The sequence below is a fragment of the Gibbsiella quercinecans genome (assembly GCF_002291425.1).
In the GTDB taxonomy this organism is placed as follows: Bacteria; Pseudomonadota; Gammaproteobacteria; order Enterobacterales; family Enterobacteriaceae; genus Gibbsiella; species Gibbsiella quercinecans.
Window position 1 is genome coordinate 1415030 of sequence record NZ_CP014136.1, and the last position, 13123, is coordinate 1428152.

Below are 13123 nucleotides of genomic sequence, written 5' to 3' on the forward strand. Positions count from 1 at the left end.
CTTACATTCAACGGCAAGAATGTGTGGAAAAGGAAATGGGGGATAAAATCCCCCATTTTTCTGATAACTTTCTGGTTTGGCTGGTTAATTATTCGCCTGATGCCTGTGCTTCAGGCTTGCCGTAAATCAGCAGCGGTTTAGACTGGCCGGCAATCACCGATTCGTCGATCACCACTTTATCCACGCCATCCATTGACGGCAGATCATACATGGTGTCCAGCAACGCGCCTTCAACGATGGAACGCAGGCCACGTGCACCGGTCTTGCGCGCCATGGCTTTCTTGGCAATGGCGTTCAGCGCTTCATCGCGGAACTCCAGCTCGGCCCCTTCCAGGTTGAACAATGCCTGGTACTGCTTGGTCAGCGCATTTTTCGGCTCTTTCAGGATCTGGATCAGCGCGTCTTCGCTCAGTTCGCTCAGCGTCGCCACCACCGGCAAACGGCCGATGAACTCTGGGATCAGACCAAACTTGATCAAATCCTCCGGTTCGGCCTGCAGCAGCAGTTCGCCTTCGCTGGCCTTTTCCGCCTCGCCTTTCACCGTGGCGCCAAAACCAATGCCGGAACCGGTGTTAACACGCTGGCCGATGACTTTATCCAGGCCGGCAAACGCACCGCCGCAAATAAACAGGATCTTGGAGGTATCAACCTGCAGGAATTCCTGCTGCGGATGCTTACGCCCGCCCTGCGGCGGCACCGCGGCGATAGTGCCTTCGATCAGTTTCAACAGCGCTTGCTGCACGCCTTCGCCCGACACGTCGCGGGTAATGGACGGGTTGTCTGATTTACGGGAAATCTTGTCGATTTCATCGATATAGACGATGCCACGCTGCGCCTTCTGCACATCGTAATCACATTTCTGCAGCAGCTTCTGGATGATGTTTTCCACGTCTTCGCCGACATAACCTGCTTCGGTCAGCGTGGTGGCATCCGCCATGGTGAATGGCACATCCAGGAAGCGCGCCAGCGTTTCCGCCAGCAGCGTTTTACCGCTACCCGTCGGCCCGATCAGCAGAATATTGCTCTTGCCCAACTCGATGCCATTGCTGGTATCGCCGTTGCGCAGGCGTTTGTAATGGTTGTATACCGCAACCGCCAGCACTTTTTTCGCCGGCTCCTGGCCGATAACATAATCATCCAGGTGCGCACGGATCTCATGCGGGGTTGGCAGTGCGCTGCGCTCGCGATGCGGGGCAACTTCTTTTATCTCTTCGCGAATAATGTCGTTACACAGATCAACACATTCATCGCAGATATACACCGACGGCCCAGCAATGAGCTTACGCACTTCATGCTGGCTTTTGCCGCAGAAAGAGCAGTACAGCAGCTTTCCCGAACCGTCTTTGCGCTTATCTGTCATGAGTCAAACCTCTTCTTTAGTCTTTGTCCCGCAGGAAAACTACGGCAACCGTGCGCCCAAACCTATACCAAGAACGCCGATGATGCTGACACAAAGCGGGCCAAACCCGCTTTGAATATTATAGTAGCCAATCGGCCCGCATTGGATTAAGCCACGTTAGCTACGGTGCGTCAGCACGTTGTCCACCAGGCCGTATTCTACCGCCTCTTGTGCAGACAAAAAGCGATCTCGCTCGGTATCAAGCTCGATCTGTTCCAATGACTGCCCGGAATGGTGCGCCATCAGTTCATTCATGCGCGCCTTCACTTTCAGAATTTCCCGTGCGTGAATTTCAATATCGGTCGCCTGGCCCTGGAACCCACCCAACGGTTGGTGAATCATCACGCGGGAGTTCGGCAGGCAGAAACGCTTGCCTTTCGTCCCTGCCGTCAGCAGGAAGGCCCCCATAGAGCACGCCTGGCCCATACAAATAGTGCTGACGTCCGGCTTGATAAACTGCATGGTGTCATAGATTGACATGCCTGCGGTAATCACGCCACCCGGCGAGTTGATATAGAGGAAAATGTCTTTTTCCGGGCTTTCCGCTTCCAGGAACAGCATTTGCGCCACAATCAGGTTAGCCATGTGGTCTTCAACCTGACCGGTCAGAAAAATGATGCGCTCTTTCAGCAGGCGGGAATAGATATCGTAAGAACGCTCCCCGCGTGAAGTCTGTTCCACCACCATTGGCACCAAAGCCATGCTAGGTGCAAATTGATCTCGTTCGCCACTGTATGACATTACCGTCTCCTAATAGAAATTGCCTTGGCACCCTTACCGACCGATTCTACTTGAGAACGGCCACCATGACTACGCCAAGAATCCGACATACTCCGCGCCTGGCCGACGGTTGCTGTCATTGTGCGTTATCCGGCAAACACCCTTTGATGTGAGAGTAAACATTAATTGGGGAGCCTGGCCGCGATTTCAAGGCCAACCGTCAATAACATCACCGCATTTCCTGACAGGCTAATAGCCCCATAGTGGCACAGCGACCACCCCGCCCCTGAGCATCTGGCGTAATGCCGCCGTTACAGAGTAAATATAGTGCATATTGCCATAATTAAGCTGATATTAATCAGCAAGGTGGCAAAAAAATAAATATCCTCCGGCATAGCCGGAGGTTTTTCTGATGCGCCTATAAGGCTCTGTTACCAGCCGCGCCCTAACAGGCGCATACGATCTGACATTTGCATCAGACTCCGTTACTTACGGCCCGTAAACGGGCTGCCCGGGTAAGGGAGCGATAACTGCTCGCCCATTTTATCCTCTTCAAGTTGGTGCTTTATGTATTCCTGTATCTTCGCGGTGTTCTTCCCCACCGTGTCTACGTAGTACCCCCGGCACCAGAACTCCCTGTTTCTGTATTTGAATTTCAGATCTCCAAACTGCTCATAAAGCATCAGACTGCTTTTCCCTTTCAGATATCCCATAAAGCCAGATACGCTCATTTTGGGCGGGATTTCCACAAGCATATGGATATGATCTGCGCAGCATTCAGCTTCCAGGATACGTACATTTTTCCACTCACACAGCTTTCTTAAGATACTGCCTATCGCCAGACGTTTCTCTCCGTAGAACGCTTGTCTTCGGTATTTTGGCGCAAAAACTATGTGATATTTACAGTTCCATCGGGTGTGCGCTAAGCTCTTTTCGTCCCCCATTGGGACCCCCTTTTGATTTCTTGTTGAACTTTTGCAGTTGCCAGACCGCAAGATGTTTTAACAAATCAAAAGGGGTTTTAATAACTGGCTTAAAGCTGAAAGCTTTCCGGAACCCCCAGCCTAGCTGGGGGTTTTCCATAGACAAGAAAAGCCCGTAACCGAAGCTACGGGCTTTTTTGTTTCAGCGCTGGGCGGCTATCCGCCAGGCGCGTCTACCGGCATTACGCCTGAGTTTGGTTCATCAGTTCGCTGAACGTGGTGGCTTTTTCAGTCACTTTCGCTTTGGCCAGCAGGGCTTCAACCGCCTGCTCTTCCAACGCCACGTTACGCATGTTGTTCATCAGCTCTTTGTTTTTGCTGTAGAACTCGATGACTTCGCTCGGATCTTCGTAAGCAGATGCCATTTCTTCGATCAGCACCTTAACGCGATCTTCGTCCGCTTTCAGCTCGTGGCTGCTGATCACTTCGCTCAGCAACAGGCCAACCACTACGCGGCGTTTGGCTTGCTCTTCGAACAGTTCGCGCGGCAGTTCCAACGCTTGCTGTTCGTTGCCGCCGAAACGCTGTGCGGCCTGGCGGCGCAGCACGTCGATTTCACCGTCAACCAGCGCTGCCGGTACGTCGATTTCGTTAGCAGCGATCAGGCCGTCGATAGCCTGAGTTTTGATGCGGTTACGCACCGCGCCTTTCAGTTCGCGTTCCATGTTTTTGCGCACTTCTGCACGCAGGCCGTCGAGTGAACCGTCAGCCACGCCGAAACGCTTGATGAACTCTTCGGTCAGCTCTGGCAATTCACGTTCTTCGACTTTCTTCAGAACGATAGCGAACTTGGCGGCTTTACCCTTCAGGTTTTCCGCATGGTAATCTTCCGGGAAGCTCACGTCGATGGTGAATTCTTCGCCGGTTTTGTGCCCTACCAAGCCTTCTTCAAAACCTGGGATCATGCGGCCCTGGCCCATTGCCAGTACGAAGTCGGCCGCTTTGCCGCCTTCGAACTCTTCACCGTCGATAGCGCCGGTGAAGTCAACGGTTACGCGGTCTTCCGCAGCCACAGCGCGATCGGTTTCTTTCCAGCTCGCCTGCTGTTTGCGCAGGGTTTCCAGCATCGCGTCAACGTCGGCATCGTTCACATCAACAACCGGTTTTTCAACTTCGATGGTTTCCAGACCTTTCAGCTCAACTTCCGGATACACTTCGAACTCGACGGTGAAAGTGAAATCTTCACCTTCTTTGTACTCGCCCGGTTGGTAGTTTGGCGCACCGGCCGGGTTCACTTTTTCTTTGATGATAGCGTCAACGAAGTTGCGCTGCATCAGATCGCCCAGAACGTCCTGACGAACAGAAGCGCCATAACGACGTTCAACGATGTTCATCGGCACTTTGCCTTTACGGAAGCCATCGATACGCACGTTTTTCGCCGCGTTGTTCAACTCTTTTTTAACAGCCTGACTGATGACATCAGCGGGTACAGTAATAGAGAGACGGCGCCCAAGGCCTTGGGTGGTTTCTACTGAAACTTGCATCTTGTTACCTCAAAAAAATCACAGTGCTCGGTCAACTCCGTTCCAAGAACCAGGACGGCCACATAAGAACCGAGTTCCCTGATGTCAGAAGTGTCCCGAAACCATTCCGGAAAAATAGACGCGACATTATAGCGGCGCATGCGGAGGGAGTCGAGGAGAGCAGGGCGGCGAAGGCAAGTTAAACTCACACTTTTACCGAATTCCCCTAAAAGAACACCCGCTGCCGCCACATTTGCGCTGCATGCCATACGGCTGCCGCCATCAAAAAAACAGAAACGGCCCGCAGGCCGTCGCAAAATTCGCCAGTAGTAATACCTTAAATCAGGGGGAAAGTTCCACTGAAACCTGCAGATTTAGCCCTCAGGCCAACGTCCCCGCACCGCGGCAGGGCGGTGAAGCCGGCACGGTATCCTGCAGCCCTTCCCACTCTTTCAAGGTATAGGTATGCAACGCCAATGCGTGCACCCCGTCCGCCAATTCCTGCGCCAGCGCGCCGTAAATTGCGCGGTGGCGGTTAAGAAAACGTTCGCCGATAAAACGATCGCTGACGATCACCACTTTGAAATGGCTTTCTGAGCCCGCCGGAACGTTATGCCGATAGCTTTCATCAACCACTTCCAGATACGCGGGCTCAAACGCCGCCCTTAACTTTGCCTCTATTTGCTCGCGAATCATAGGATCTCCTTACTACGCCGGCAGAGGAACACGCCATCTAGCTCAATATTAGCCGTTTTTCATCCGGTTAGACTATGCCCAATAAAAATTTCTCGACAGAGCGCGGAAAAAACCGCCAATCGACGCGCCCGCTTGGGCTTTTTCCGATTGAGAGCGGCGAAAAAGCGTGTTTTCATCAACCACAGTTAAAAATTTGCCGCCCTCCGGCGTTCAACACTTCCCCCGGCCGGCGGCGATGCTATGATGTCGGCGCTTTTATGATGAGCTTTCCCCATTTAATTGGCCTGCGCCGACTGGCGCCCGACAACGCAACCCACGAATGACGAGAATGTAATATGCTAAAAAAACTGTGTATTCCCTTGTTGGCCGCCCTGATGCTTGCAGGCTGCGCCACCAGCAGCAATACCCTGAACGTCACGCCGAAGATCGTCCTGCCGCAGCAGGATCCTACTTTGCAGGGTATCACCATCAGCATTAACGGCGCAGACCAGCGCCCGGATCAGGCACTGGCGAAAGTTAACCGCGACGGCCAACTGATCACCCTGACGCCTTCACGCGATCTGCGCTTCCTGTTGCAAGAAGTGCTTGAAAAACAAATGGGCGCGCGCGGTTATATGATTGGCCCTGATGGGCAGGCCGATCTGCAAATCGTGGTGAACAACCTGTACGCCGACGTTTCTGAAGGGAACCTGCGCTACAACATCACCACCAAGGCGGATATTTCAATCATCGTTCAGGCGAAAAACGGCAGCAAACAGGTGAAAAACTACCGTTCTACCTATAACGTGCAGGGTGCCTTCACCGCCAACAACGACAAGATCACCAGCGCGGTCAATACCGTTCTGGGCGATGTCATCGCCGATATGGCGCAAGACACCAGCGTCAGTGATTTCATCAAGCAGAACGCGCGTTAATCAGTCAATGCCTTAATTGCCGCCCGGAGCATCGGGCGGCGCAGACAAGGATCCCATGTCGAAACAGTATCTGAATATCTTCACCCAGCGTAACTCCGCCATTCTTCTGCTGCTGGGCTTTGCTTCAGGCCTGCCCCTGGCCCTGACCTCCGGCACACTGCAAGCCTGGATGACCGTTGAAAACATCGATCTGAAGACCATTGGGATTTTCTCCTTGGTCGGGCAGGCGTATGTTTTCAAGTTCCTCTGGTCACCCTTTATGGATCGCTACACGCCGCCGTTTCTCGGCCGGCGTCGCGGCTGGCTGCTCATCAGCCAACTGCTCCTGGTGGCGGCCATTGTGGCGATGGGCTTTATGCAGCCCGCACAGCACCTGTGGTGGCTGGCGGCGCTGGCCGTGCTAGTGGCCTTCTGTTCCGCCTCACAGGATATTGTGTTCGATGCTTATAAAACCGATCTGCTAAGCGCGGAAGCACGCGGCGCCGGTGCGGCGATCTCGGTGCTGGGCTACCGGCTGGCTATGCTGGTATCCGGCGGGTTGGCGCTCTGGCTGGCGGATCGCTACCTTGGCTGGCAGGCGACCTACTGGCTGATGGCCGCGCTGATGCTGATCGGCATAGTCGCCACCCTGATGGCGCCCGAGCCGGATGAGCAGGTGCCGGTGCCACGCAGTATGGAACAAGCTGTGGTCGCGCCGCTGCGGGATTTTTTCGCCCGCAATAATGCCTGGCTCATTCTGCTGCTGATCGTCATGTATAAGATGGGGGATGCCTTCGCGGGCAGCCTGAGCACCACGTTTTTGATCCGCGGCGTTGGTTTCGACGCTGGGGAAGTGGGGCTGGTGAACAAAACCCTCGGGCTGTTCGCCACTATTGTCGGTGCGCTGTTCGGCGGGGTGCTGATGCAACGCCTGACGCTGTTCCGCGCCCTGATGCTGTTCGGCATCCTGCAAGCGATATCAAACGTGGGGTATTGGGTCCTGTCGGTGACCGATAAAAACATCATCACCATGGGCAGCGCCATCTTCCTGGAAAACCTGTGCGGCGGCATGGGCACGGCGGCCTTTGTCGCCTTGCTGATGACCCTGTGTAACAAATCCTTCTCCGCCACCCAGTTTGCTTTGCTCTCCGCCCTTTCCGCCGTTGGCCGCGTTTACGTCGGGCCGATCGCCGGTTGGTTCGTTGAAGCGCATGGCTGGCCGCTGTTTTATCTGTTTTCTATCGCTGCCGCGCTGCCGGGGCTGTTCCTGCTGGCGGTATGCCGGCAAACACTGGAATACACCCAGAACACCGACGGCTTCCTGCCGCGCACCGAGTACCGCAATGCCTACCGTTGGGCGCTGCGCCTGCTCACCGCCGGGTGTGCCCTACTGGGGCTTTGGCTGTTGCTGTTGATCGGCAACGCGCTGGGTTGGCTCAACCTGCCGGCGCTTGCCGATAACACGTTAGAGGCCGGCGCTATCCTGAGCGTAGCCGGCATTGCGATGGGCAGCCTGCTCGACTATTTGGCGCTGCGCCGCACCCGCCTGGCGTAATACCTGCGGCGGCCGGTTTTTCCGGCTGCCGCAAAATATGTCGTAACCAAATTTATTTAAAAAGAATCGCCCTAATTATTTTCATCCACAAACGCCAGCAAAAAAATAAAAATAAATACACCTTTTAACTACATTTATTTTACATTAAATATACTTCCGTTTTTGTTTAAAACATAGTCGGTAAAGCGTATAGTCGCCCATAACCGTTGCTTTTCCTGAACATACGGCCAGAGTATGGCAATGCACTACGGCAACACATTGTTGCTATTGGTAATTGTCACTCAACAGTAACATCTGTGACACCCTTAACAGAAAGTGTCAACAAGGCACTGACACTCCTTGAAGCGTGTTTACAGTGTTGCAACCTTCCCGTAAAATGCCCGCACACATGAAACGACAATAGAGCCTTTGTAATTGAGGTCGTTAGATGAGACTTAAGAAATACAATAAAAGTATTGGGATGCTGTCATTAATTGCATCCACTGTATTGCTCAGTGGCTGTGATACCGTGCTGATGAATCCCAAGGGAGCAATAGGCGTTGAACAACGGACACTGATACTCACTGCGATCGCGCTGATGCTGATCGTGGTGATACCAGTTATCTTTATGGCGTTTGCCTTTGCCTGGAAGTATCGTTCCTCCAACAAAGACGCCAAATACAGTCCGAACTGGTCACACTCCAACAAGATTGAAGCTGTCGTCTGGACCATTCCTATCATTATCATCGCTATCCTGGGCACCATCACCTGGAAAACGACCCACGCGCTGGATCCGTTCAAGCCGATTGTCTCCGACAAAAAGCCGATGACGATCGAAGTGGTGTCGCTTGACTGGAAATGGCTGTTCATCTACCCAGAACAAGGGATTGCGACCGTTAATGAACTGGCTTTCCCGAAAGACGTTCCCGTCGAATTCAAGATCACCTCTAACTCGGTAATGAACTCGTTCTTTATTCCTCAGTTAGGTGGGCAAATTTATGCGATGGCCGGGATGCAGACCAAACTGCACCTGATCGGCAATGAAGCAGGCGAATACAAAGGTATTTCCAGCAGCTTCAGCGGCCGCGGGTTCTCCGGCATGAAATTCACCGCGATTGTCACCCCAACCGAAGGCGACTTCGACCAGTGGGTAGCCAAGGTGAAAGAATCGTCTAACAACCTTAATACCACCGACGACTTTAACAAACTGGCAGAGCCGAGTGAAAACAACCCGGTTGAGTACTTCTCCAGTGTCAAACCGAATTTGTTCAAAGAAACTATTGCCAAATTCATGGGCGACATGCACATGCACCACGGCGCACCGGCAGAAGCCAACGCGCATGCAGGTATGGACATGAGCCAGGGTATGGACATGGGTGAACACGCTCACGCCGGAGCCGAGGAATAATCTGATGTTGGGAAAATTAACACTTGATGCGGTTCCGTACCATGAGCCGATCATCATGGTCACCGTTGCTGCAATTGTGGTTGGAGGCCTGGCACTGCTGGCGCTGATAACATATTTCGGCAAATGGAAGTGGTTGTGGAGCGAATGGCTGACCTCCGTTGACCATAAACGAATTGGTATCATGTACATCATCGTTGCGATGGTGATGCTGCTGCGTGGTTTTGCCGACGCCATCATGATGCGTAGCCAGCAGGCGCTAGCCTCTGCCGGTGAAGCAGGCTTCCTGCCGCCTCACCACTACGATCAGATTTTCACCGCTCACGGTGTCATCATGATCTTCTTCATGGCGATGCCGTTTGTGGTCGGCCTGATGAACATCGTGGTGCCGCTGCAGATTGGCGCGCGTGACGTTGCCTTCCCGTTCCTGAACTCCCTGAGCTTCTGGTTCTTTGTCGTCGGCGTGGTGCTGATTAACCTCTCCTTAGGGGTGGGTGAATTCGCTCAAACTGGCTGGCTGGCCTATCCGCCGCTGTCGGGCAAGGAGTACAGCCCCGGCGTCGGGGTTGATTACTGGATATGGAGCTTGCAGATCTCCGGCCTTGGCACCTTGCTGACCGGTGTGAACTTCTTCGCAACCATCATGAAAATGCGCGCGCCTGGCATGCCAATGATGAAAATGCCGGTGTTCACCTGGGCTTCGCTGTGCACAAACGTGCTGATTATCGTTTCGTTCCCTATTCTGACCGTTACCGTGGCGTTGCTGACCCTGGATCGCTATCTGGGCACCCATTTCTTCACCAATGATATGGGTGGCAACATGATGATGTACATCAACCTGGTTTGGGCCTGGGGCCACCCGGAAGTGTACATTCTGGTGCTGCCGGTCTTCGGTGTGTTCTCTGAAGTAACCGCCACCTTCTCGCAGAAACGCTTGTTCGGCTATACCTCTTTGGTATGGGCAACCATTGCGATTACCGTTCTGTCATTTATCGTATGGCTGCACCACTTCTTCACCATGGGTTCCGGGGCGAACGTTAACGCCTTCTTCGGTATCGCCACGATGATCATTTCTATCCCGACCGGGGTGAAAATCTTCAACTGGCTGTTCACCATGTATCAGGGCCGCATTCAGTTCAACTCCGCCATGCTGTGGACCGTTGGCTTCATCATCACCTTCTCCATCGGTGGGATGACCGGCGTGCTGCTGGCCGTGCCGGGCGCAAACTTCGTGCTGCACAATAGCCTGTTCCTGATTGCGCACTTCCACAACGTTATCATCGGTGGCGTGGTGTTCGGCTGCTTCGCCGGCCTGACCTACTGGTTCCCGAAATCCTTCGGCTTCACGCTGAACGAAACCTGGGGCAAACGCGCATTCTGGTTCTGGATCATCGGGTTCTTCGTTGCCTTCATGCCGCTGTACGCGCTGGGCTTCATGGGGATGACCCGCCGTATCAGCCAGAACATCAACCCTGAGTTCCATCCGTTGCTGATGGTGGCTGCGGGCGGTGCGGCGCTGATTGCCTGCGGTATCCTGTGCCAGCTGATTCAGATCTTCGTCAGTATCCGCGATCGCAATCAGAACCGCGATCTGACCGGTGACCCGTGGGGCGGCCGTACGCTGGAATGGTCTACCTCTTCACCACCGCCGTTCTACAACTTTGCCATCACCCCGGAAATTCACGATCGTGACGCATTCTGGGACATGAAAGAAAAAGGCGAAGCGTATAAGAAACCGGCGAAATACGAACAGATCCATATGCCTAAGAACACCGGCGCCGGCGTGATCATCGCCTTCTTCAGCCTGGTATTCGGTTTCGCGATGATCTGGGAAATCTGGTGGATGGCGATCATCGGCTTCATCGGCATGATCGTGGTCTGGATTGCCAAGAGCTTCGATCAAGATGTTGATTACTATGTGCCTGTTGCCGAAATTGAGCGCATTGAGAACCAACACTATGAACAAATCAGCAAAGCAGGCGTGAAACATGTCAACTGATACTCTGACTAACCATAACGCAGCCCATGCAGAGCATGGGCACCATGAGGCGGGAGAGACCAAAGTCTTCGGATTTTGGATCTACCTGATGAGCGACTGTATTTTGTTTGCGAGCTTGTTCGCAACTTATGCAGTGCTGGTTAATGGGACCGCAGGCGGCCCCTCCGGCAAGGATATTTTCGATCTGAAGTTTGTGCTGGTCGAAACCTTCCTGCTGTTGTTTAGCTCCATTACCTACGGCATGGCGATGATTGCCATGAACAACGGTAAAGTGAGCGGCGTTAACCTCTGGCTGTTCCTGACCTTCCTATTCGGCCTGGGCTTTATCGGTATGGAAATCTATGAATTCCATCACCTGATTACCGAAGGCTTTGGCCCGGATCGCAGTGCATTTCTGTCCAGCTTCTTTGCGCTGGTGGGGACTCACGGGATTCACGTTGCTTCCGGCCTGATTTGGATCGTTGTGATGATGCTGCAGGTGGGCAAACGCGGCCTGACCAGCACCAACAAAACCCGCCTGATGTGCCTGAGCCTGTTCTGGCACTTCCTGGACGTGGTGTGGATCTGCGTATTTACCGTTGTTTACCTGCTGGGGGTTATGTAATGAGCCATTCATCCCATGAAACCTCTCACGGCGGCGCAAGCCACGGCAGCGTCAAGTCTTACCTGATCGGCTTTATTCTGTCGATCATCCTGACGGTGATTCCGTTTGCGATGGTAATGAACGGCGCAGCCTCTCATTCCACTATTCTGGCGGTTGTTGTCGGCATGGCAGTAATTCAGGTGATTGTTCACCTGGTTTACTTCCTGCACATGAATACCTCATCGGAAGAGCGCTGGAACCTGGTGGCATTGCTGTTTACCGCTATGATCATCGGTATTGTTGTGGTGGGTTCACTCTGGATTATGTACAACCTCAACGTCAATATGATGGTCAGTTAAGAGCCGAGCCGCACGTGATGATTAAGCAATACCTGCAAGTAACGAAACCAGGAATTATTTTCGGCAATTTAATTTCTGTCGTCGGGGGATTTCTGCTCGCGTCCAAAGGGAGCATCGACTATCCCCTGTTTCTCGCCACCCTGGTCGGGGTTTCGCTGGTGGTCGCATCGGGTTGTGTCTTCAACAACTATATCGATCGCGACATCGACAAAAAAATGGAGAGAACGAAGAATCGGGTGCTGGTAAAAGGCCTGATCGCGCCGAGTGCCAGCCTGGTTTACGCTACCGTCCTGGGTATTGCCGGCTTTATCCTGCTGTATACCGCGGCCAATCCGCTGGCCATGTGGCTGGCGGTGATGGGCTTTGTGGTTTATGTCGGCCTTTATAGCCTGTATATGAAACGCCACTCGGTCTACGGCACGCTGATCGGCAGCCTGTCCGGCGCTGCGCCGCCGGTGATCGGCTACTGCGCCGTCACCAACGAGTTCGACGCCGGGGCGCTTATCCTGCTGGCGATTTTCAGCCTGTGGCAGATGCCGCATTCCTATGCGATTGCCATTTTCCGCTTCAAGGATTACCAGGCTGCCAATATCCCGGTGTTGCCGGTGGTGAAAGGCATTTCCGTCGCCAAGAACCACATCACGGTCTACATACTGGCGTTTATGATCGCCACGCTGATGCTGGCCCTGAGCGGTTATGCCGGCTACAAATACCTGATTGTCGCCGCGGCAGTGAGCGTATGGTGGCTCGGTATGGCGTTGCGCGGCTATAAAGCTGAAAACGACAGTATCTGGGCGCGCAAGCTGTTTGTGTTTTCGATCGTCGCCATCACCTCCCTGAGCGTGATGATGTCAATCGACTTCAGCGCCAGCACGGCGCAGGAAGCCCTGCTGACCTATGTGTGGTAAGCCGTAAACACCGCCGTATTGCATGGGCCGCTTTTGCGGCCCATTTTATTCGTATCGCGGGGCACACCGGTAATATCTGTTAAACAACATTCGATTTACCCCCCCTGCCCCACACACTAAAATGCTTCCACTATTTTTAGAAACCATTCGGCAGGCCGTGCAGCGCAGTCGCCTGCCGAAT

The 13123-nt window shown here is 53.6% G+C and carries 13 protein-coding genes; 8 read left to right on the forward strand and 5 right to left on the reverse strand.

Translation table 11 applies throughout. From position 1 onward, the window contains the following. Positions 1-88 precede the first annotated feature (88 nt). The 5 genes from clpX to bolA form a co-directional block, all read right to left on the reverse strand. Positions 89-1360, reverse strand: coding sequence for an ATP-dependent protease ATP-binding subunit ClpX (gene clpX, locus ACN28Q_RS06545; RefSeq protein WP_095845602.1), 1272 nt, complete (start codon positions 1358-1360; stop codon positions 89-91). A 156-nt stretch (positions 1361-1516) separates the two neighbouring features. After that, entirely contained in the window at positions 1517-2140 is a 624-nt protein-coding gene (gene clpP, locus ACN28Q_RS06550) for an ATP-dependent Clp endopeptidase proteolytic subunit ClpP (RefSeq protein WP_095845603.1), read from the reverse strand. A gap of 464 nt (positions 2141-2604) precedes the next feature. Beyond that, on the reverse strand, positions 2605-3063 hold the full coding sequence (gene tnpA / locus ACN28Q_RS06555; protein WP_121572405.1) for an IS200/IS605 family transposase: 459 nt from the start codon (positions 3061-3063) through the stop codon (positions 2605-2607). Between the two features lie 221 nt (positions 3064-3284). Next, a complete protein-coding gene (gene tig, locus ACN28Q_RS06560) occupies positions 3285-4586 on the reverse strand; it encodes a trigger factor (protein ID WP_095845604.1) in 1302 nt (433 codons plus the stop codon). 360 nt (positions 4587-4946) lie between these two features. After that, positions 4947-5261: a transcriptional regulator BolA gene (bolA, locus tag ACN28Q_RS06565; protein WP_095845605.1), complete on the reverse strand. Its 315-nt coding sequence runs from the start codon at positions 5259-5261 to the stop codon at positions 4947-4949. A gap of 74 nt (positions 5262-5335) precedes the next feature. On the opposite strand from bolA, the gene ACN28Q_RS06570 reads away from it, so the two are divergent. From ACN28Q_RS06570 to cyoE, 8 genes are all read left to right on the forward strand, one after another. Next, the gene (locus ACN28Q_RS06570; RefSeq protein WP_131929011.1) at positions 5336-5584 is read left to right on the forward strand and encodes a hypothetical protein; all 249 of its coding nucleotides are present in this window, start codon (positions 5336-5338) and stop codon (positions 5582-5584) included. A gap of 12 nt (positions 5585-5596) precedes the next feature. Further along, positions 5597-6175: a lipoprotein gene (locus ACN28Q_RS06575; protein WP_095845606.1), complete on the forward strand. Its 579-nt coding sequence runs from the start codon at positions 5597-5599 to the stop codon at positions 6173-6175. 55 nt (positions 6176-6230) lie between these two features. Beyond that, positions 6231-7709 carry a muropeptide MFS transporter AmpG gene (ampG, locus tag ACN28Q_RS06580; RefSeq protein ID WP_095845607.1) on the forward strand — a complete coding sequence of 493 codons (1479 nt, stop codon included), beginning with the start codon at positions 6231-6233 and terminating at the stop codon, positions 7707-7709. A gap of 427 nt (positions 7710-8136) precedes the next feature. Then, complete coding sequence (gene cyoA / locus ACN28Q_RS06585) at positions 8137-9096, forward strand: cytochrome o ubiquinol oxidase subunit II (RefSeq protein ID WP_095845608.1); 960 nt, start codon at positions 8137-8139, stop codon at positions 9094-9096. Positions 9097-9100: 4 nt separating this feature from the next. Further along, complete coding sequence (cyoB, locus tag ACN28Q_RS06590; protein ID WP_095845609.1) at positions 9101-11092, forward strand: cytochrome o ubiquinol oxidase subunit I; 1992 nt, start codon at positions 9101-9103, stop codon at positions 11090-11092. After that, complete coding sequence (locus tag ACN28Q_RS06595; RefSeq protein WP_095845610.1) at positions 11082-11696, forward strand: cytochrome o ubiquinol oxidase subunit III; 615 nt, start codon at positions 11082-11084, stop codon at positions 11694-11696. Before cyoB ends, ACN28Q_RS06595 begins: the two co-directional genes overlap by 11 nt. Beyond that, a complete protein-coding gene (locus ACN28Q_RS06600) occupies positions 11696-12034 on the forward strand; it encodes a cytochrome o ubiquinol oxidase subunit IV (RefSeq protein WP_095845611.1) in 339 nt (112 codons plus the stop codon). Before ACN28Q_RS06595 ends, ACN28Q_RS06600 begins: the two co-directional genes overlap by 1 nt. Positions 12035-12051: 17 nt before the next feature. Next, the gene (gene cyoE / locus ACN28Q_RS06605) at positions 12052-12942 is read left to right on the forward strand and encodes a heme o synthase (protein WP_095845612.1); all 891 of its coding nucleotides are present in this window, start codon (positions 12052-12054) and stop codon (positions 12940-12942) included. Positions 12943-13123 lie beyond the last annotated feature (181 nt).

Coding starts and splice junctions, on each gene's coding strand:
- cyoA (WP_095845608.1), top strand. CDS start 8,137: ATGAGACTTAAGAAATACAATAAAAGTATTGGGATGCTGTCATTAATT.
- ampG (WP_095845607.1), top strand. CDS start 6,231: ATGTCGAAACAGTATCTGAATATCTTCACCCAGCGTAACTCCGCCATT.
- ACN28Q_RS06600 (WP_095845611.1), top strand. CDS start 11,696: ATGAGCCATTCATCCCATGAAACCTCTCACGGCGGCGCAAGCCACGGC.
- clpX (WP_095845602.1), bottom strand. CDS start 1,360: ATGACAGATAAGCGCAAAGACGGTTCGGGAAAGCTGCTGTACTGCTCT.
- bolA (WP_095845605.1), bottom strand. CDS start 5,261: ATGATTCGCGAGCAAATAGAGGCAAAGTTAAGGGCGGCGTTTGAGCCC.
- tig (WP_095845604.1), bottom strand. CDS start 4,586: ATGCAAGTTTCAGTAGAAACCACCCAAGGCCTTGGGCGCCGTCTCTCT.
- clpP (WP_095845603.1), bottom strand. CDS start 2,140: ATGTCATACAGTGGCGAACGAGATCAATTTGCACCTAGCATGGCTTTG.
- cyoE (WP_095845612.1), top strand. CDS start 12,052: ATGATTAAGCAATACCTGCAAGTAACGAAACCAGGAATTATTTTCGGC.
- ACN28Q_RS06575 (WP_095845606.1), top strand. CDS start 5,597: ATGCTAAAAAAACTGTGTATTCCCTTGTTGGCCGCCCTGATGCTTGCA.
- tnpA (WP_121572405.1), bottom strand. CDS start 3,063: ATGGGGGACGAAAAGAGCTTAGCGCACACCCGATGGAACTGTAAATAT.
- ACN28Q_RS06595 (WP_095845610.1), top strand. CDS start 11,082: ATGTCAACTGATACTCTGACTAACCATAACGCAGCCCATGCAGAGCAT.
- cyoB (WP_095845609.1), top strand. CDS start 9,101: ATGTTGGGAAAATTAACACTTGATGCGGTTCCGTACCATGAGCCGATC.
- ACN28Q_RS06570 (WP_131929011.1), top strand. CDS start 5,336: ATGCCCAATAAAAATTTCTCGACAGAGCGCGGAAAAAACCGCCAATCG.